The 18,265-nt window shown below is 63.3% G+C and carries 29 protein-coding genes and 1 pseudogene; all 30 read left to right on the forward strand.

What is annotated here, in order from left to right:
- A pseudogene (locus FJ418_RS23100) lies at positions 1-84 on the forward strand (elongation factor Tu); the annotation flags it as partial.
- Positions 85-153: 69 nt separating this feature from the next.
- On the forward strand, positions 154-462 hold the full coding sequence (rpsJ, locus tag FJ418_RS23105; RefSeq protein ID WP_006205468.1) for a 30S ribosomal protein S10: 309 nt from the start codon (positions 154-156) through the stop codon (positions 460-462).
- A gap of 108 nt (positions 463-570) precedes the next feature.
- Positions 571-1,290 carry a 50S ribosomal protein L3 gene (gene rplC / locus FJ418_RS23110; RefSeq protein ID WP_127252190.1) on the forward strand — a complete coding sequence of 240 codons (720 nt, stop codon included), beginning with the start codon at positions 571-573 and terminating at the stop codon, positions 1,288-1,290.
- A complete protein-coding gene (gene rplD / locus FJ418_RS23115) occupies positions 1,290-1,910 on the forward strand; it encodes a 50S ribosomal protein L4 (RefSeq protein ID WP_140646283.1) in 621 nt (206 codons plus the stop codon). Before rplC ends, rplD begins: the two co-directional genes overlap by 1 nt.
- A complete protein-coding gene (locus tag FJ418_RS23120; RefSeq protein ID WP_040983033.1) occupies positions 1,907-2,200 on the forward strand; it encodes a 50S ribosomal protein L23 in 294 nt (97 codons plus the stop codon). Before rplD ends, FJ418_RS23120 begins: the two co-directional genes overlap by 4 nt.
- Positions 2,201-2,222: 22 nt before the next feature.
- Complete coding sequence (gene rplB, locus FJ418_RS23125; RefSeq protein ID WP_140646282.1) at positions 2,223-3,056, forward strand: 50S ribosomal protein L2; 834 nt, start codon at positions 2,223-2,225, stop codon at positions 3,054-3,056.
- A 16-nt stretch (positions 3,057-3,072) separates the two neighbouring features.
- Positions 3,073-3,351 carry a 30S ribosomal protein S19 gene (rpsS, locus tag FJ418_RS23130; protein ID WP_015317982.1) on the forward strand — a complete coding sequence of 93 codons (279 nt, stop codon included), beginning with the start codon at positions 3,073-3,075 and terminating at the stop codon, positions 3,349-3,351.
- 2 nt (positions 3,352-3,353) lie between these two features.
- Positions 3,354-3,743 (forward strand): 50S ribosomal protein L22, encoded by a 390-nt coding sequence (rplV, locus tag FJ418_RS23135; protein WP_006205462.1) that lies wholly within the window; start codon positions 3,354-3,356, stop codon positions 3,741-3,743.
- Entirely contained in the window at positions 3,743-4,474 is a 732-nt protein-coding gene (gene rpsC, locus FJ418_RS23140; RefSeq protein ID WP_140657155.1) for a 30S ribosomal protein S3, read from the forward strand. The genes rplV and rpsC overlap by 1 nt, the downstream gene beginning before the upstream one ends.
- A 27-nt stretch (positions 4,475-4,501) precedes the next feature.
- Positions 4,502-4,915: a 50S ribosomal protein L16 gene (gene rplP / locus FJ418_RS23145; RefSeq protein ID WP_027170364.1), complete on the forward strand. Its 414-nt coding sequence runs from the start codon at positions 4,502-4,504 to the stop codon at positions 4,913-4,915.
- Positions 4,916-4,927: 12 nt separating this feature from the next.
- Positions 4,928-5,128: a 50S ribosomal protein L29 gene (gene rpmC / locus FJ418_RS23150; RefSeq protein WP_137934271.1), complete on the forward strand. Its 201-nt coding sequence runs from the start codon at positions 4,928-4,930 to the stop codon at positions 5,126-5,128.
- Between the two features lie 11 nt (positions 5,129-5,139).
- Positions 5,140-5,379, forward strand: coding sequence for a 30S ribosomal protein S17 (gene rpsQ, locus FJ418_RS23155; protein ID WP_023675136.1), 240 nt, complete (start codon positions 5,140-5,142; stop codon positions 5,377-5,379).
- An 83-nt stretch (positions 5,380-5,462) separates the two neighbouring features.
- Positions 5,463-5,831 (forward strand): 50S ribosomal protein L14, encoded by a 369-nt coding sequence (rplN, locus tag FJ418_RS23160; protein ID WP_006205457.1) that lies wholly within the window; start codon positions 5,463-5,465, stop codon positions 5,829-5,831.
- Positions 5,832-5,843: 12 nt separating this feature from the next.
- Entirely contained in the window at positions 5,844-6,158 is a 315-nt protein-coding gene (gene rplX, locus FJ418_RS23165; protein WP_095765510.1) for a 50S ribosomal protein L24, read from the forward strand.
- Positions 6,151-6,729, forward strand: coding sequence for a 50S ribosomal protein L5 (gene rplE / locus FJ418_RS23170; protein WP_095765509.1), 579 nt, complete (start codon positions 6,151-6,153; stop codon positions 6,727-6,729). Before rplX ends, rplE begins: the two co-directional genes overlap by 8 nt.
- Before the next feature lie 26 nt (positions 6,730-6,755).
- Entirely contained in the window at positions 6,756-7,061 is a 306-nt protein-coding gene (rpsN, locus tag FJ418_RS23175; protein ID WP_042642199.1) for a 30S ribosomal protein S14, read from the forward strand.
- Positions 7,062-7,073: 12 nt separating this feature from the next.
- Positions 7,074-7,472, forward strand: a complete 399-nt coding sequence (gene rpsH / locus FJ418_RS23180; protein WP_042642201.1) for a 30S ribosomal protein S8 — start codon at positions 7,074-7,076, stop codon at positions 7,470-7,472.
- A gap of 90 nt (positions 7,473-7,562) precedes the next feature.
- On the forward strand, positions 7,563-8,096 hold the full coding sequence (gene rplF, locus FJ418_RS23185) for a 50S ribosomal protein L6 (RefSeq protein WP_140646281.1): 534 nt from the start codon (positions 7,563-7,565) through the stop codon (positions 8,094-8,096).
- 138 nt (positions 8,097-8,234) lie between these two features.
- Positions 8,235-8,597 carry a 50S ribosomal protein L18 gene (rplR, locus tag FJ418_RS23190; protein ID WP_140646280.1) on the forward strand — a complete coding sequence of 121 codons (363 nt, stop codon included), beginning with the start codon at positions 8,235-8,237 and terminating at the stop codon, positions 8,595-8,597.
- A gap of 148 nt (positions 8,598-8,745) precedes the next feature.
- Positions 8,746-9,309: a 30S ribosomal protein S5 gene (rpsE, locus tag FJ418_RS23195; RefSeq protein WP_032933400.1), complete on the forward strand. Its 564-nt coding sequence runs from the start codon at positions 8,746-8,748 to the stop codon at positions 9,307-9,309.
- A 25-nt stretch (positions 9,310-9,334) separates the two neighbouring features.
- Positions 9,335-9,532: a 50S ribosomal protein L30 gene (rpmD, locus tag FJ418_RS23200; protein WP_027170355.1), complete on the forward strand. Its 198-nt coding sequence runs from the start codon at positions 9,335-9,337 to the stop codon at positions 9,530-9,532.
- Between the two features lie 22 nt (positions 9,533-9,554).
- A complete protein-coding gene (rplO, locus tag FJ418_RS23205; protein ID WP_140646279.1) occupies positions 9,555-10,028 on the forward strand; it encodes a 50S ribosomal protein L15 in 474 nt (157 codons plus the stop codon).
- 258 nt (positions 10,029-10,286) lie between these two features.
- A complete protein-coding gene (gene secY, locus FJ418_RS23210) occupies positions 10,287-11,627 on the forward strand; it encodes a preprotein translocase subunit SecY (protein ID WP_140678320.1) in 1,341 nt (446 codons plus the stop codon).
- Positions 11,624-12,214 carry an adenylate kinase gene (locus tag FJ418_RS23215; protein WP_140657161.1) on the forward strand — a complete coding sequence of 197 codons (591 nt, stop codon included), beginning with the start codon at positions 11,624-11,626 and terminating at the stop codon, positions 12,212-12,214. Before secY ends, FJ418_RS23215 begins: the two co-directional genes overlap by 4 nt.
- Before the next feature lie 210 nt (positions 12,215-12,424).
- On the forward strand, positions 12,425-12,793 hold the full coding sequence (rpsM, locus tag FJ418_RS23220) for a 30S ribosomal protein S13 (protein ID WP_140646276.1): 369 nt from the start codon (positions 12,425-12,427) through the stop codon (positions 12,791-12,793).
- A gap of 141 nt (positions 12,794-12,934) precedes the next feature.
- On the forward strand, positions 12,935-13,324 hold the full coding sequence (gene rpsK / locus FJ418_RS23225; RefSeq protein ID WP_006205444.1) for a 30S ribosomal protein S11: 390 nt from the start codon (positions 12,935-12,937) through the stop codon (positions 13,322-13,324).
- 97 nt (positions 13,325-13,421) lie between these two features.
- Entirely contained in the window at positions 13,422-14,432 is a 1,011-nt protein-coding gene (locus FJ418_RS23230) for a DNA-directed RNA polymerase subunit alpha (protein WP_040983001.1), read from the forward strand.
- Between the two features lie 104 nt (positions 14,433-14,536).
- Positions 14,537-14,968 carry a 50S ribosomal protein L17 gene (gene rplQ / locus FJ418_RS23235; protein ID WP_140646275.1) on the forward strand — a complete coding sequence of 144 codons (432 nt, stop codon included), beginning with the start codon at positions 14,537-14,539 and terminating at the stop codon, positions 14,966-14,968.
- Between the two features lie 193 nt (positions 14,969-15,161).
- On the forward strand, positions 15,162-16,649 hold the full coding sequence (locus FJ418_RS23240; RefSeq protein WP_140869588.1) for a DegQ family serine endoprotease: 1,488 nt from the start codon (positions 15,162-15,164) through the stop codon (positions 16,647-16,649).
- A gap of 47 nt (positions 16,650-16,696) precedes the next feature.
- Positions 16,697-18,007, forward strand: a complete 1,311-nt coding sequence (locus FJ418_RS23245) for a replication-associated recombination protein A (protein ID WP_140784991.1) — start codon at positions 16,697-16,699, stop codon at positions 18,005-18,007.
- Positions 18,008-18,265: the final 258 nt, after the last annotated feature.

The following is an 18,265-nucleotide window of genomic DNA, read 5'->3' on the forward strand; positions in this document are numbered from 1 at the left end:
GCCATGGAAGAGAAGCTGCGCTTCGCCATCCGTGAAGGCGGCCGCACCGTCGGTGCCGGCATCGTCGTCACCATCAAAGAGTAATTTGGACTGAAACCGATCTGTCGCGGGCGCGGGAGCTGCCCGCGCCGCGCCAGAACAAGGAATTGACGCATGAACGGACAGAATATCCGCATCCGCCTTAAGGCGTTTGACCACCGGGTGCTCGACGCCTCGACGCGCGAAATCGTGTCGACCGCCAAGCGCACCGGCGCCAACGTCCGCGGCCCCATTCCGCTGCCGACGCGGATCGAGAAATTCACGGTCAACCGGTCGCCCCACGTCGACAAGAAGAGCCGTGAGCAGTTCGAGATGCGCACGCACAAGCGGCTGCTCGACATCGTCGATCCGACCCCGCAGACGGTCGATGCTTTGATGAAGCTCGATCTGGCGGCCGGTGTCGACGTCGAGATCAAGCTCTAAGAGAATGAGAGCGCGGTAAGGGGCGGTGCCCCTGGCCCGGAACTCTAAAGGAACAAGAGGCGTGGAGGGGCGATAGCCCCGACAGGGAACTCTAAAGGAATTGAACCGATGCGTTCAGGTGTGATTGCAAAGAAGGTGGGAATGACCCGCATCTACAACGATGCCGGGGAGCACGTTCCCGTCACCGTTCTCCAGATGGAGAACTGCCAGGTCGTGGCCCAGCGCACGCAGGAGAAGAACGGCTACACCGCCGTCCAGCTCGGCGTTGGCCTTGCCAAGGTGAAGAACACGTCGAAGGCGATGCGCGGCCATTTCGCCGCCGCTTCCGTCGAGCCGAAGGCGAAGGTCGCCGAGTTCCGCGTCTCCGCCGACAACATGATCGACGTCGGTGCCGAGCTGACCGTCGAGCACTTTGTCGCCGGCCAGAAGGTCGACGTCACGGGCACCTCGACCGGCAAGGGCTTCCAGGGCGTGATCAAGCGTCACCACATGGGTGGCGGCCGCGCCACGCACGGTAACTCGGTCTCGCACCGCACGCACGGTTCGACCGGTCAGCGCCAGGACCCCGGCAAGGTGTTCAAGGGCAAGAAGATGGCCGGCCACATGGGCGACACCCGCGTCACCACGCAGAATGTCGAGGTCGTCTCGACCGACGCCGATCGCGGCCTGATCCTGATCCGCGGCGCGGTTCCCGGCGTCAAGGGCGCCTGGATACTGGTTCGCGACGCCGCCAAGGTTGCGCTGCCGGCCAATGCGCCGAAGCCCGCCGCGATCCGTGCCGCTGCTGCCGCCAAGAACGAAGCCCCGGCCACTGAGGGAGCCGAATAATGGATCTCAAGATCACAACGCTGGGCGGCAAGGACGCCGGCAAGGTGAAACTCTCCGAGGAGATTTTCGGCCTTGATCCGCGCGAAGACATCCTGCAGCGCGTCGTGCGCTGGCAGCTTGCAAAGAAGCAGCAGGGCACGCACAAGGCCAAGGGCCGCGCCGAAATCGCGCGCACCGGCGCCAAGATGTACAAGCAGAAGGGTACGGGCCGCGCCCGTCACCACTCGGCTCGCGCCCCGCAGTTCCGCGGCGGCGGCAAGGCACACGGCCCGGTCGTTCGCAGCCACGAGCACGAGCTGCCGAAGAAGGTCCGTGCGCTTGGCCTCAAGCACGCTCTCTCGGCCAAGGCCAAGAGCGCTTCGCTGATCATCGTCGACGAGCTGAAGCTCACCGAGGCCAAGACCAAGGCGCTGGTGGCGAACCTCGAGACGCTGGGGCTGACCAACGCCCTGGTTATCGGCGGCGCCGAGCTTGACCAGAACTTCAAGCTGGCCGCGACCAACATTCCCAACATCGACGTGCTGCCCATCCAGGGCATCAACGTCTACGACATTCTGCGCCGCGGCACGCTGGTCCTTTCGAAGGCCGCCGTCGAGGCTCTCGAGGAGCGCTTTAAATGACCGACCTCCGTCACTACGACGTGATCGTCTCGCCGGCGATCACCGAAAAGTCGACCATGGCTTCCGAGCAGAACCAGGTCGTCTTCAACGTCGCCAAGAAGGCGTCGAAGCCGGAAATCAAGGCTGCCGTGGAAGCTCTCTTCGGCGTCAAGGTGACGGCTGTGAACACGCTCGTCCGCAAGGGCAAGATCAAGCGCTTCCGCGGCACTGTTGGCCGCCAGGGCGACGTCAAGAAGGCGGTTGTGACGCTGGCCGACGGCCAGTCGATCGACGTCGCGACGGGTCTCTGAGCAAGGCCGCGAGGACAGGACAATGGCACTCAAGAAATTCAACCCGGTAACGCCGAGCACCCGCCAGCTGGTCATCGTCGACCGCTCGGGCCTCTACAAGGGCAAGCCCGTCAAGGGCCTGACCGAAGGCCTGACCAAGTCGGGCGGCCGCAACAATTACGGCCGCATCACGGCCCGCTTCATCGGCGGCGGTCACAAGCGTTCGTACCGCATCATCGACTTCAAGCGTAAGAAGTACGACGTCGTCGGCACGGTCGAGCGTATCGAATACGATCCGAACCGCACCGCCTTCATCGCGCTGATCAAGTATGACGACGGCGAGCTGTCCTACATCCTGGCCCCGCAGCGTCTTGCTGCCGGCGACAAGATCGTGGCCGGCGAAGCGGTCGACGTGAAGCCGGGCAACGCGATGCCGCTGGCCGCGATGCCGGTCGGCACGATCGTCCACAACATCGAGCTGAAGCCGGGCAAGGGCGGCCAGGTCGCCCGTTCGGCTGGCGGTTACGCCCAGCTCGTCGGCCGTGACCAGGGCATGGCGATCCTGCGCCTCAACTCGGGCGAGCAGCGTGTCGTGCACGGCTCCTGCATGGCCACCGTCGGTGCCGTGTCGAACCCCGACCACGGCAACATCAATGACGGCAAGGCCGGTCGCACCGTGTGGCGCGGCAAGCGCCCGCACAATCGCGGCGTGACCATGAACCCGGTTGACCATCCGCATGGCGGCGGCGAAGGCCGCACCTCCGGTGGTCGCCATCCGGTTTCCCCGTGGGGCAAGCCGACCAAGGGCAAGAAGACGCGGTCCAACAAGGCGACCGACAAGTTCATCCTGCGCTCGCGTCATCAGCGCAAGAGCTAAGAAGAGGTAACGCCAAGTGACTCGTTCGATTTGGAAAGGCCCCTTTATCGACGGCTACCTTCTCAAGAAGGTGGACAAGGTTCGTGAAGGTGGTCGCAATGAGGTGATCAAGATGTGGAGCCGTCGCTCCACCATCCTGCCGCAGTTCGTCGGCCTCACCTTCGGTGTCTACAACGGCCAGAAGCACGTTCCCGTCTCGGTGAACGAAGACATGGTCGGCCACAAGTTCGGTGAATTCGCTCCGACCCGGACCTATTACGGTCACGGCGCGGATAAAAAGGCGAAGAGGAAATAATCATGGGCAAGGCCAAAGCTCCGCGCAGGCTTGCTGATAACGAGGCGCGTGCCGTTCTGCGCACGATCCGCATCAGCCCGCAGAAGCTCAACCTGGTTGCCGCGCTGATCCGCGGCAAGAAGGTCGCGACAGCGCTTTCCGATCTTGAATTCTCGGCCAAGCGGATTTCCGGCACGGTCAAGAAGACGCTGGAATCGGCGATCGCCAACGCGGAAAACAATCACGACCTCGACGTTGACGCTCTGATCGTGGCGGAAGCCTATGTCGGCAAGTCGATCGTCATGAAGCGTTTCCACGCCCGTGGCCGCGGTCGCGCCAGCCGTATCGAAAAGCCGTTCTCGCACCTCACGATCGTCGTTCGTGAAGTCGAGGAAAAAGGGGAGGCCGCATAATGGGCCAGAAAGTCAATCCGATCGGGCTGCGTCTCGGCATCAACCGTACCTGGGATTCGCGCTGGTTCGCGAACACCGGCGAATACGGCCAGCTGCTGCACGAGGACCTCAAGATCCGCAAGTATCTCGAGAAGGAACTCAAGCAGGCCGCGATCTCGAAGGTCGTGATCGAGCGTCCGCACAAGAAGTGCCGCGTCACCATCCACGCCGCGCGTCCGGGCCTCATCATCGGCAAGAAGGGCGCCGACATCGAGAAGCTTCGCAAGAAGCTGACCGAGATGACGAAGTCCGAAACGCACCTCAACATCGTCGAAGTGCGCAAGCCGGAAATCGACGCCACGCTGGTCGCCCAGTCGATCGCCCAGCAGCTCGAGCGCCGCATCGCGTTCCGCCGCGCTATGAAGCGTGCCGTTCAGTCGGCCATGCGTCTCGGCGCCGAAGGCATCCGCATCAACTGCTCCGGCCGTCTCGGCGGCGCCGAAATCGCGCGCATGGAGTGGTACCGCGAAGGCCGCGTGCCGCTGCATACGCTGCGCGCCGATGTCGACTACGGCACCGCCGAGGCGAACACGGCCTACGGTATCTGCGGCGTCAAGGTGTGGGTGTTCAAGGGCGAGATCCTCGAGCATGACCCGATGGCCTCCGAGCGCCGTGCAACCGAAGGTGATGCCGCGCATGGCGGCGGTGCTGGCGGTGAGCGTGAACGCGGCCGCCGTCGCGAGAACGCCTGAGACATTTGAGAATTTGGAGTTAGAACGATGCTGCAGCCAAAGCGCACAAAGTTCCGCAAGCAGTTCAAGGGCCGTATCCACGGTACCGCCAAGGGCGGCACCAATCTGGATTTCGGCGGTTTCGGGCTGAAGGCGCTTGAGCCGAACCGCGTCACCGCGCGCGAGATCGAGGCGGCCCGCCGCGCGATCACCCGCGAGATGAAGCGCGCCGGCCGCGTCTGGATCCGGGTGTTCCCGGACCTGCCGGTCACCTCGAAGCCGACCGAAGTCCGCATGGGCAAGGGCAAAGGCGCAGTCGACTACTGGGCGGCGCGCGTCAAGCCCGGCCGTATCATGTTCGAGATCGACGGCGTTAGCGAGGAGACGGCTCGTGAAGCGCTGCGTCTCGGCGCCGCCAAGCTCTCGGTCAAGACGCGCTTCGTGCAGCGCATCGCAGAATAAGGACAGGCGATCATGAAAGCCGAAGACATCCGGACCAAGACCCAGGATCAGCTGACCGACGACCTGGCGGCCCTCAAGAAGGAGCAGTTCAACCTGCGCTTCCAGAAGGCCACCGGCCAGCTCGAGAAGACCGCGCGCGTGAAGCAGGTCCGCAAGGACATCGCGCGCATCAAGACCATCGCCGCGGAAAAATCCGCGGCCAAGAAGGCTTAAGGACGAGAACCATGCCAAAGCGCATCCTGCAGGGCACCGTCGTCAGCGACAAGAACGAGAAGACGGTCGTGGTCAAGGTCGAGCGTCGCTTCACCCATCCGGTGATGAAGAAGACCGTGCGCATGACCAAGAAGTACAAGGCGCACGACGAGAACAACGCCCACAAGGTCGGCGACCAGGTGTTCATCCAGGAATCGAAGCCGATTTCCAAGGACAAGCGCTGGGTTGTCGTCTCTTCGGATCAGGCTTGATCCGGGCGAACGAACCGAATTTTGGACAGACCGGGGAGGGGTGAAAGAACCCGTCCCGTTAGAAAAGAAGAAGGCGGCCAGTCATGATTCAGATGCAAACAAACCTCGACGTCGCGGACAATTCCGGCGCCCGTCGTGTCATGTGCATCAAGGTGCTGGGCGGCTCGAAGCGGAAATATGCCTCCGTCGGCGACATCATCGTGGTGTCGATCAAGGAAGCCATTCCGCGCGGCCGCGTTAAGAAGGGCGATGTGATGAAGGCGGTCGTGGTTCGCACGGCCAAGGACATCCGCCGCCCGGACGGCAGCGTGATCCGTTTCGACAAGAACGCGGCCGTTCTCGTCGACAATAAGAAAGAGCCGATCGGCACCCGTATCTTCGGACCGGTTCCGCGCGAATTGCGCGCCAAGAACCACATGAAGATCATCTCGCTCGCGCCTGAAGTGCTGTAAGGAGCCGGACCAATGCAAAAGATCAAAAAAGGCGACAAGGTCGTCGTGCTTGCCGGCAAGGACAAGGGCCGTTCGGGCGAAGTCCTGTCGGTGCAGCCGAAGGAAGACACCGCGGTCGTCCGCGGCGTGAACCTCATTCGCCGTCACCAGAAGCAGACCCAGTCCCAAGAGGCCGGGATCATCACCAAGGAAGCGCCGATCCACCTGTCGAATATCGCGCTGGCCGACCCCAAGGACGGCAAGCCGACCCGCGTCGGCTTCACCATCCAGAAGGATGGCAAGAAGGTGCGCGTCGCCAAGCGTTCGGGAGAAGTCATCAATGGCTAAGGCTGAAACCAAGCAGGCAACTGCCAAGAACGAGCCGCGCCTCAAGAAGGTCTACAACGAGACCATCCGCAAGGCGATGCAGGAGCAGTTCGGCTACGACAATGACATGCAGGTTCCGCGCATCGACAAGATCGTGCTGAACATGGGTGTCGGCGAAGCAACCGCAGACTCCAAGAAACCCTCGGTCGCGGCCGAGGATCTCGCGCTGATCGCCGGCCAGAAGGCCGTCGTCACCCGCGCCCGCAACTCGATTGCCGGCTTCAAGGTGCGCGAGAACATGCCGATCGGCGCCAAGGTCACGCTGCGCAAGGAACGCATGTACGAGTTCCTCGACCGCCTCGTGAACATCGCGCTGCCGCGCGTTCGCGACTTCCGCGGACTGAACCCGAAGAGCTTTGACGGCCGTGGCAACTATGCCATGGGCATCAAGGAGCACATCGTGTTCCCGGAGATCAACTACGACAAGGTTGATCAGGTCTGGGGCATGGACGTCATCGTTTGTACGACGGCGAAGACGGACGACGAGGCAAGAGCGCTGCTCAAGGCCTTCAACTTCCCCTTCCGCCAGTAACGGCAGCGAAAAAGGAAACATCTGAAATGGCAAAGACCAGCTCAGTCGAGAAGAACAACCGGCGCCGCAAGCTCGCCGACCAGTACGCCGCCAAGCGCACGGCGCTCAAGGCCATCATCATGGATCAGTCCAAGCCGATGGAAGAGCGTTTCCGCGCCCAGTTGAAGCTTTCGGCGCTGCCGCGCAACTCGGCCAAGATCCGCATCCGCAACCGCTGCGAAGTGACGGGCCGTCCGCGCGCCTATTATCGCAAGCTGAAGCTTTCGCGTATCGCGCTTCGCGATCTGGGCAATACCGGCCAGATCCCGGGCCTGGTCAAGTCGAGCTGGTAAGGAGACACTGAGATGTCATTGAGCGATCCTCTCGGCGATATGCTGACCCGCATCCGCAACGCCTATGGCCGCAAGAAGTCGAGCGTTTCGACCCCGGCCTCGCGTCTGCGCGCCCGCGTCCTCGAAGTGCTGAAGTCGGAAGGCTATATCCGCGACTACAGCCAGACCGATTTCGAAAACGGCAAGTCCGAAATCGAGATCGAGCTGAAGTATTTCGACGGCGCTCCGGTCGTGCGCGAAATCGAGCGCGTCTCGAAGCCCGGTCGCCGCGTCTATGTCTCGGCCAAGTCGATCCCGCAGGTCGCCAACGGCCTCGGCATCGCCATCCTTTCGACGCCGAAGGGCGTCATGGCCGACCATGAAGCACGCGAGCAGAATGTCGGCGGCGAGATCCTCTGCCAGATCTTCTGATCCGGCGCGAGATTGATGAATGGGCTTCGGTTCTCGGGATCGCGCCCGGGAACTGGAACCTGAAACGAAAGAAGTGACGAGGACAACAAAATGTCTCGTATCGGAAAGAAACCCGTTTTGCTGCCGCAGGGCGTGACCGCGTCCGTCAACGGCCAGACCGTGACGGCGAAGGGCCCCAAGGGCGAGCTGAAGTTCGTGGTGAACGACGAAGTGCTGGTCAAGATGGAGAACAACGAGATCTCCGTCGAGCCGCGCGACCAGACCAAGAACGCCCGCTCCAAGTGGGGCATGTCGCGCACGCAGATCGTCAACATCCTGCAGGGCGTGAGGGACGGCTTCGAAAAGAAGCTCGAGATCACCGGCGTCGGCTATCGCGCGGCGTTGCAGGGCAAGAACCTGCAGCTGGCGCTCGGCTTCAGCCACGACGTGGTTTATCAGACGCCGCAGGGCATCACCATTACGGTGCCGAAGCCGACCGAAATCACCGTCTCGGGCATCGATAAGCAGCAGGTTGGCCAGGTCGCCGCCGAGATCCGCGAATATCGCGGCCCCGAGCCCTACAAGGGCAAAGGCGTGCGCTATGCCAACGAGCGCATCGTGCGCAAGGAAGGCAAGAAGAAGTAATAGGCCTGGCCCCGAAAAGCTGCAGACTTTTCGCAAAGGGCCAAGCCGCAGAAGTGTAACGCCGCGGGGAGCGGCCGCGGGAGGCTTGGCCTACCGCACAGGGTTGCCCCCGTTTTCTGAAGGCAAGGAACTGACATTATGGCAAGTCCCAAAGAAACCATCCAACGCCGCGCGCAGCGCGTGCGCCGCCAGCTGAAGAAGGTCGCCGGCGAGCGTCCGCGGCTTTCGGTGCACCGCACCTCGAAGAACATTTACGTCCAGGTCATCGACGACGCCAACGGCCACACGCTGGCCGCCGCCTCGACGCTGGAGAAGGACCTCAAGGGTTCGCTCAAGACCGGCGCCGACACCTCTGCCGCCGCCGCGGTCGGCAAGCTGATCGCCGAGCGTGCCACCAAGGCAGGCGTCAAGGAAGTCGTCTTCGACCGCGGCCCGTACATCTATCATGGCCGCGTCAAGGCGCTGGCCGAGGCTGCCCGCGAAGGCGGTCTCAGCTTCTAATGCATGATCCCGAACCGGGAGGTCCGCGCAGCGAAAAGTTGCAGACTTTTCGGATAAGATCATGCAAAGGAAAAATTCGCCGCTGACGACCCGAAGCGGCGTCGGCAAACAGCAACCCGTGCTTCCGGAAAAGAACAAGGACTAGGATATGGCACAGGAACGTAGAGAAGGCGGCCGCGGCCGCGAGCGCGAAGAGCGTGACGACGGCATGGTGGACAAGCTCGTCCACATCAACCGCGTCGCCAAGGTGGTGAAGGGCGGCCGTCGTTTCGGCTTTGCCGCTCTCGTCGTCGTCGGCGACCAGAAGGGCCGCGTCGGCTTCGGCCACGGCAAGGCGCGCGAAGTGCCGGAAGCGATCCGCAAGGCGACCGAGTCGGCCAAGCGCGACATGATCTTCGTGCCGCTGCGTTCGGGCCGCACGCTGCATCACGACGTCGAGGGCCGTTGGGGCGCTGGGCGCGTTCTGCTGCGCGCCGCCAAGCAGGGTACCGGCATCATCGCCGGCGGCCCGATGCGCGCCGTCTTCGAGACGCTCGGCATGCATGACGTGGTCGCCAAGTCGATGGGTTCGTCGAACCCCTACAACATGGTTCGCGCCACCTTCGACGCGCTGAAGAGCCAGATGCATCCGAAGGATGTGGCTGCCGCGCGCGGCATCAAGTACTCGACCCTTCAGGCCCGCCGCGGCACCGCCGTTGCGGCTGAAGAATAGTCGACGCTGACCAGGGATTTCGACCATGGCCAAGAAAGCTACCAAGACCATCACCGTCGAGCAGATCGGCTCGCCGATCCGCCGGCCGAAGGAGCAGCGCGCGACGCTGGTCGGCCTCGGCCTGAACAAGATGCACAAGCGGCGCACGCTGGAAGATACCCCTTCGGTGCGCGGCATGATCGCCGCCGTCCAGCACCTCGTCCGCGTCGTGGACGAGGCCTGAACGGAAGCGCAGGAGAAGAAACATGAAACTCAACGATCTGCGTGACAAGGACGGCGCCACGCACTCCAGGAAGCGCCTCGGTCGCGGCATCGGCTCCGGCTCGGGCAAGACCGCCGGTCGCGGCGTCAAGGGCCAGAAGGCCCGCTCGGGCGTTGCCATCAACGGCTTCGAGGGCGGCCAGATGCCGCTCTACCGGCGCCTGCCGAAGCGTGGCTTCAACAACATCTTCGCCAAGAGCTTCACCGTTGTGTCGCTGGCTCGTATCCAGGCCGCGATCGATGCCAAGAAGCTCGACGCCAAGGCGACCGTGACGGCCGAGGCCTTGGTTGCCGCCGGCGTCATCCGCCGCGCCAAGGACGGCGTGCGCGTGCTGTCCGACGGCGAACTCAAGGCCAAGCTCTCCTTCGACGTCGCCGGCGCCTCCAAGGCCGCGATCGAGAAGATCGAGAAGGCCGGCGGTTCGGTGAAGCTGCCGGAAGCGGCCGCCGCCGAGTAACGGCAATTTGAAGCGCGGCCGACCGGGATGATTTCGCATTTTCCGTCGAGCCGCGCTTTGACCGGATGAATTGGGCGGCCGCGTCAACGCGGCCGCTTGCATGTTTACGGTCCGGAGCTTATCTCGTGAGCTTCGGTGACACGCGCCGCCTGAGCTGCGGGCATCGAGCGTGATATGGAAATCAAAAGAAGTAGAGCATGATATCGTCCGAAAACCGCTCCACACTTTTCGGCATCATGGTCTAGCGGAGAATCAGGCATGGCCTCGGCTGCTGAACAACTAGCCTCCAATCTGAATTTCGCGGCCTTCGCCAAGGCCGAGGACCTCAAGAAGCGCATCTGGTTCACCATCGGCGCGCTGCTCGTCTACCGCCTCGGCACCTATATCCCGCTTCCCGGCATCAATCCCGACGCTTTCGCCCAAGCCTTCTCCTCGCAGAGCAAGGGCGTGCTCGGCATGTTCAACATGTTCGCCGGCGGCGCCGTGCAGCGCATGGCGATCTTCGCGCTGGGCATCATGCCCTATATCTCCGCCTCCATCATCATGCAGCTGATGACCTCGGTCATCCCTTCGCTGGAAACGCTGAAGAAGGAAGGCGAGCAGGGTCGCAAGATCATCAACCAGTACACGCGCTACGGCACCGTGCTCCTGGCGCTGATCCAGGCCTACGGCATTTCGATCGGCCTCGAGGGCGGCAACGGCATCGTCAACGATCCCGGCATGTTCTTCCGCATCTCGACCGTCGTCACGCTGGTCGGCGGCACCATGTTCCTGATGTGGCTCGGCGAGCAGATCACCGCGCGCGGCATCGGTAACGGCATTTCGCTGATCATCTTCTCCGGCATCGTCGCCGGCCTGCCCCGCGCGATCTCCGGCACGCTGGAACTCGGCCGCACCGGCGCGCTGTCGACGGGCCTCATCCTCGCGATCATCGTGCTGGCCATCATCGTCATCGCGCTCATCGTTTTCTTCGAGCGCGCGCAGCGCCGTCTGCTCATCCAGTATCCGAAGCGCCAGGTCGGCAACCGCATGTTCCAGGGCGATACCTCGCATCTGCCGCTGAAGCTCAACACCTCTGGCGTCATCCCGCCGATCTTCGCGTCCTCGCTGCTGCTTCTGCCGGCGACGGTCGCGGGCTTCTCGCAGGCGACGAACCTTCCGGCCTGGGCAAGCACGATTCTCGCCTCGCTCGGCCACGGCCAGCCGCTTTACATGATCTTCTATGCGGGCATGATCGTCTTCTTCGCCTTCTTCTACACGGCGATCGTCTTCAACCCGAAGGACACGGCCGACCAGCTCAAGAAGCACTCCGGCTTCATCCCGGGCTATCGTCCGGGCGAGCGCACCGCCGACTATATCGACTATGTTCTGACCCGCATAACCGTCATCGGCGCCATTTATCTGGTGCTGGTCTGTCTGCTGCCGGAGTTCCTGATTTCGGCGACTGGCGTACCTTTCTACCTCGGTGGCACATCGCTTCTGATCGTGGTCAGTGTCACGCTCGACACGGTGGCGCAGATTCAGGGTCACCTGATCGCGCACCAGTATGAGGGCCTGATCAAGAAGTCGAAGTTGCGCGGGGGGAAGAGGAGCAGATGAGGCTGATATTGCTTGGGCCGCCAGGAGCGGGCAAGGGGACGCAAGCACAAAGACTGGTAGAAAAACACGGCATCCCTCAGCTCTCGACTGGTGACATGCTGCGTGCCGCCGTCCAGGCCGGAACCGAGGTCGGCAAGCGTGCCAAGGCGGTGATGGATGCCGGTGAGCTGGTCTCGGATGCGATCGTCAACGCCATCGTCGCCGAACGCATCGATCAGCCGGATTGCGCCAAGGGTTTCATCCTCGATGGTTATCCGCGCACGCTGGTCCAGGCCGACGCGGTGGAGGCGATGCTCGCCGAGCGCGGCATAGCGCTCGACACCGTCATCGAGCTCGTCGTCGATGACAAGGCGCTGGTTGGGCGAATCGTCAAACGCGCCGAAGATGCCAAGGCCGCCGGCCAGCCGGTGCGCAAGGACGACAACCCGGCGGTGTTCGAGGAACGCCTGCGCGAATACTACAAGAAGACGGCGCCGCTGATCGGCTACTACTACGCCAAAGGCAAGCTCAAGACCGTCGACGGCATGGCCAGTATCGATGCCGTGACCGCCGAGATCGGCAAGGTCCTCGCGGCTGCGGCGAAGTAGGCCGGGCCGACAATTAAAGATTGCGCTTGACTGAAGTGGGCCGTTGGGGTATGGCGGCCCGTCTTCCTATCAGGCATGGACTTTGCTTGCCCTTGCGGGCAAGGCGGTCGCTTTGAACCAGGAAACTCCCGCAAGGGCCGGCCTCCACCGGACGCGGGGCAACTTCGACAGCGCCGGGCATGCCCGGCCCACATGGAGAAAGAGAAGAAAATGGCTCGTATAGCCGGCGTCAACATTCCGACTAACAAGCGCGTCGTCATCGCGCTTCAGTACATTCACGGCATCGGCAAGAAGTTTGCCCAGGAGATCGTCGACAAGGTCGGCATCCCGGCGGACCGCCGCGTCAACCAACTGACCGACGCGGAAGTGTTGCAGATCCGCGAGGCGATCGACCGCGATTACCAGGTCGAAGGCGACCTGCGCCGCGAAGTCTCGATGAACATCAAGCGGCTCATGGACCTCGGCTGCTACCGCGGCCTGCGTCACCGCCGCTCGCTGCCGGTCCGCGGCCAGCGCACGCATACCAATGCGCGCACCCGCAAGGGTCCGGCCAAGGCGATCGCCGGCAAGAAGAAGTAATTTAGGGGAGTAAGGGAGTAGGGCAGTAAGGCAATAGGGATTGTGTTTTCCCTACTCCCTTACTGCCTTACTCCCCTACTGCCTTCCCAAGGTGGAGCCGCTGGCATTACGGCGGTGTAGAGATCAACTGAAAGGACTACCATGGCCAAGGAAGCCGCTCGTGTTCGCCGTCGCGAACGCAAGAACATTTCGTCGGGCGTTGCCCACGTCAATTCGACCTTCAACAACACTATGATCACCATCACCGACGCGCAGGGCAATTCGATTGCCTGGTCATCGGCTGGCGCGCAAGGTTTCAAGGGTTCGCGCAAGTCGACCCCGTTCGCCGCCCAGATGGCTGCCGAGGACGTCGCCAAGAAGGCCCAGGAACACGGCATGCGCATGCTCGAGGTCGAGGTCTGCGGACCCGGCTCCGGCCGTGAATCGGCGCTCCGCGCGCTGCAGGCGGCGGGCTTCACCATCACCTCGATCCGTGACGTGACGCCGATCCCGCACAATGGCTGCCGTCCGCGCAAGAAGCGCCGCGTCTGATTTTTAAGCGCCGCGCGAACGCCACGGCGTTCCTCCGCGGTTTTCCGTGTCGCCCGCCACGATTGGATGGTGGCGGGGCAAAGGAAGGAAGACATTTATGATCCAGAAAAACTGGCAGGAACTGATCAAGCCGAACAAGATCGAGTTCTCGTCGAAGAAGAAGACGCTGACCACTCTGGTGGCCGAGCCGCTCGAGCGGGGCTTTGGCTTGACGCTGGGCAACGCGCTGCGGCGCGTGCTTCTGTCTTCGCTGCGCGGTGCGGCCGTCACCGCCGTGCAGATCGACGGCGTGCTGCATGAATTCTCGTCCATCGCCGGCGTGCGCGAGGACGTGACCGACATCGTGCTCAACATCAAGGAAATCGCCATCCGCATGGAAGGCGATGGTCCCAAGCGCATGGTCGTTCGCAAGCAGGGCCCGGGCGCCGTGCTCGCCGGCGACATCCAGACCGTGGGTGACGTCGAGATCCTCAACCCCGACCACGTCATCTGCACGCTGGACGAGGGCGCCGAGATCCGCATGGAGTTCACCGTCGACACCGGCAAGGGCTATGTGCCGGCAGAGCGCAACCGCGCCGAGGACGCGCCGATCGGCCTGATCCCGGTCGACAGCCTCTACTCGCCGGTCAAGAAGGTCTCCTACAAGGTCGAGAACACCCGCGAGGGCCAGGTGCTCGACTACGACAAGCTGACCATGACCATCGAGACCAACGGCTCGATCTCGGGCGAGGACGCGGTGGCTTTCGCCGCCCGCATCCTGCAGGACCAGCTTGCGCTCTTCGTCAACTTCGACGAGCCGCAGAAGGAAGTCGCCGCCGAAGCCGTCACCGAGCTCGCCTTCAACCCGGCGCTGCTCAAGAAGGTCGACGAGCTCGAGCTTTCGGTGCGTTCGGCCAACTGCCTGAAGAACGACAACATCGTCTATATCGGCGACCTGATCCAGAAGACCGAAGCCGAGATGCTGCGCACCCCGAACTTCGGCCGCAAGTCGCTGAACGAGATCAAGGAAGTGCTGGCGGCCATGGGCCTCCATCTCGGCATGGAAGTGCCGGACTGGCCGCCGGAAAACATCGAAGACCTCGCCAAGCGTTACGAAGACCAATATTGAGCATGAATTCCAAGGATCGGCGGCGAGAGCCGCTCGATCCGACGGTCATGCGGAAAACCATCAGAGGCCGTGGCCTCTTGAACAACTGAAGAAGGAAAAGAGCCATGCGCCACGGTTTCAAAGGCCGTCGCTTCGCCCGCAGCGTAAGCCACCGCAAGTCAATGTTCGCCAACCTCGCCGTGTCTCTGATCGAGCACGAGCAGATCCTCACCACCCTGCCGAAGGCGAAGGACCTGCGTCCGATCGTCGAGAAGCTCGTCACGCTCGGCAAGCGCGGCGACCTGCACGCCCGTCGTCAGGTCATCGCCCAGATCGGCAATGAAGGCGTCGTCAAGCGCCTGTTCGAAACCCTCGCCCCGCGCTACGCCACCCGCAACGGCGGCTATCTGCGCATCATGAAGGCGGGCTTCCGCAAGGGCGACAACGCCGCGATGGCGGTCATCGAATTCGTCGACCGCGACACCTCGGCCAAGGGCGCCGCCGACCGCGCCCGCCTCGAGGCCGAGGGCGCCAACGAGGAAGCCGCGGCCGCCTGAGGTCAAGCGTTTTCGTCAATGACTTCAAGGGGCCTGCGGGCCCCTTTTTGCATTTGCCGGAGGGGCGGCAGGCGTGCAGATTTTTCGCCCTTGCGCGAACGCTTTTGCGCGACAAGTGTCGCATTTGTGTGCATTAGCCTTTCATTCTGCACAATCGTCAGGACAATGGCGCCCGATCTGGAGGGATTCGAGAATGCACCTCAAACGACTGTTTCTTGTTGCCGCGCTGGCGGTCTTCGCCGCGGCACCGGCCGCAAGACAGGCTTTTGCCGAGGATGCCGCCAAGCCGGCCGATCCGGGCCTCTCCGATGTGCTGACCGATCTCCTGCATGGCGTCGAAGGCGAGAACGGCACGTCCGGCCCCGACAAGCGCGTGCCGTTCGGCCGCGAGGAGGTGCAGCTCTCCTTCGCGCCGCTGGTCAAGCAGACGGCCCCGGCCGTGGTGAATGTCTATGCCTCGCAGACCGCAAAGGTGACGTCGCCTTTCGAGGGCGATCCCTTCTTCGAGGAATTCTTCGGCCGCGCCCAGCCCCGCGCGCAGTCCTCGCTGGGCTCCGGCGTGCTGGTCGATCCGAGCGGCGTCATCGTCACCAACTTCCACGTCATCAAGGACGCCGACGAGGTGAAGGTCGCGACCGCCGACGGACGCGAGTTCACCTCCAAGGTCATGCTCAAGGACGAGACGCTCGATCTCGCCGTGCTCAAGATCTCGGCCGACAAGCCGTTCCCGGTGATCGCCATCGGCGATTCCGACGCGCTCGAGGTCGGCGACCTGGTGCTCGCCATCGGCAACCCGTTCGGCGTCGGCCAGACCACCACCAGTGGCATCGTCTCGGCGCTTGCCCGCAGCCATATCGGCGTCTCCGATTCGGGCTATTTCATCCAGACCGATGCGGCCATCAATCCCGGCAATTCGGGCGGCGCGCTGATCAACATGGGCGGCCAGCTGGTCGGCATCAACACCGCGATCTACAGCCGCAGCGGCGGCTCGATCGGCATCGGCTTCGCCATTCCCTCGAACATGGTGCGCGCCTTTGCCGACGCCGCCAAGGCCGGGCTCGACTTCTTCGAGCGCCCCTATATCGGCGCCGAGTTCGAAATGGTGACGCCGCAGATCGCCGAATCTCTCGGCATGGAGAAGCCGACCGGCGCCCTGGTGTCGTCCGTGGACGCGACCGGGCCCGCGGGCAAGGCCGGCTTGAAGCCTGGCGACGTCATCCTGTCGCTCAACAACACGCCGGTCGAAAGCATCGAGGCACTCGACTACCGCATGGCGACGCTGTCGATCGGCACCAAGGCGACGTTTGCCGTGCTGAGCAAAGGGCAGCAGGCGACGTTGGAGATTCCGCTGGAGCGCGCGCCGGAAGGCGCCAAGCCCAGCGAAGTCACCTTGCGCGGTCGCAGTCCCTTTTCCGGCGCCAAGGTCACGGAGCTGTCGCCCCGGCTTGCCCAGCGCCTTGGCCTTCGCACGGATATCAAGGGCGTCACCGTCATCGATATCAGCCGCGATTCGCCGGCCGCCGATTTCGGCTTCCAGCCCGGCGATATCGTGCGCGAGGTCAACGGCACCACCATCGACACTGCGGCGAAGCTGGCGCAGGTTGCTCAGCAGGACACGCGCTGGTGGCGCTTTACCGTCGAGCGCGGCGGGCAAATACTGCGCCAGGTGTTGCGCTACTGAGGCGGTCTTCCCATCTTTGAAGATCGCTTTTCAACCAAAAGACTTGCATGGCCGATCTGTTCAGTTCCGATGAACCGGAGAAAGTGGCGCCCGGGCGACCGCTCGCCGACCGGTTGCGCCCCAAAAACCTCGGCGAGGTCGTGGGCCAGGAGCATCTGACGGGTCCCGATGGCGCCCTGACCAGGTTGATCGATTCCGGTTCGCTCGGCTCGATGATCTTCTGGGGGCCGCCCGGCACCGGCAAGACGACGGTGGCGCGGCTGCTCGCCGGCGAGACCAATCTTGCCTTCGAGCAGATTTCGGCCGTGTTTTCCGGTGTCGCGGACCTCAAGAAAGTCTTCGAGGCAGCGAAGCTCAGGCGCTCCAACGGGCGCCAGACGCTGCTCTTCGTCGACGAGATCCATCGCTTCAACCGCGCCCAGCAGGACGGTTTTTTGCCGGTGATGGAAGACGGCACCGTGGTGCTGGTCGGCGCCACGACAGAGAACCCGTCCTTTGAGTTGAATGCCGCGCTTCTGTCCCGCGCGCGCGTGCTGGTGTTCCGTTCGCTGGGCGAGGAAAGCATCGCCAAGCTGCTGGCGCGCGCGGAAGAAACCGAGGGCAGGGCGCTGCCGCTCGATGAAGAAGCGCGCGCGATGCTGATCCGCATGGCGGATGGCGACGGCCGCGCCTCGCTGACGCTCGCCGAGGAAGTCTGGCGCGCCGCCAAGAAAGGCGAGGTGTTCGGCCCGGAGGGCCTGCAGCGCGTCATCCAGCGCCGCGCCCCGATCTACGACAAGGGCCAGGACGGCCATTACAATCTGATCTCGGCGCTGCATAAATCGGTGCGCGGCTCCGATCCGGATGCGGCGCTCTACTATCTTGCCCGCATGTTCGATGCCGGCGAGGATCCGCTCTATCTCGGTCGCCGGCTCGTGCGCATGGCAGTGGAGGATATCGGGCTCGCCGATCCACAGGCGCTTGTCGTCGCCAATGCGGCCAAGGACGCCTATGACTATCTTGGTTCGCCCGAGGGCGAACTCGCCTTCGCCCAGGCCGCTGTCTATCTGGCCACAGCGCCGAAATCGAACGCGGTCTACACCGCCTTCAAGGCTGCGACCGCGGCCGCCAAGGAGTTCGGCTCGCTGCTGCCGCCGAAGCACATCCTCAATGCGCCGACCAAGCTGATGAAGCAGGAGGATTACGGCGCCGGCTATCGCTACGACCATGACGAGCCGGACGCGTTTTCAGGCCAGGACTATTTTCCGGAAAAGATGGGCCGGCGCACTTTCTACGATCCGCCGGAGCGCGGTTTCGAGCGCGATATCCGCAAGCGGCTGGAATACTGGGCAAAGCTGCGCGGCGAACGGAGCAGCTGAGTTGCGCGGCCCGGCGGTCGGCACGCTTCGTCGCAAAGCCGCGCCATGGCGAAAGCGTCGTCGGCTTCGAATTCCTGATCGACGATCTGATCCCTTGGGAAAGATGGGACGAGCTTGGTTTGCCGGCCGTACATTGAGTTGAAGTGGAGTAACATACTCCAATCATCCGGGCCGACCACCGGGACCGTGCGCGGCATTGTGCCGGGAAACAAAAAATCTTATCAAGACGCACGGCGGGCGGGGGTCGCCGTGATTTTG

Origin of the sequence: Mesorhizobium sp. B2-8-3, from assembly GCF_006440815.1 — a bacterium.
GTDB lineage: Bacteria > Pseudomonadota > Alphaproteobacteria > Rhizobiales > Rhizobiaceae > Mesorhizobium.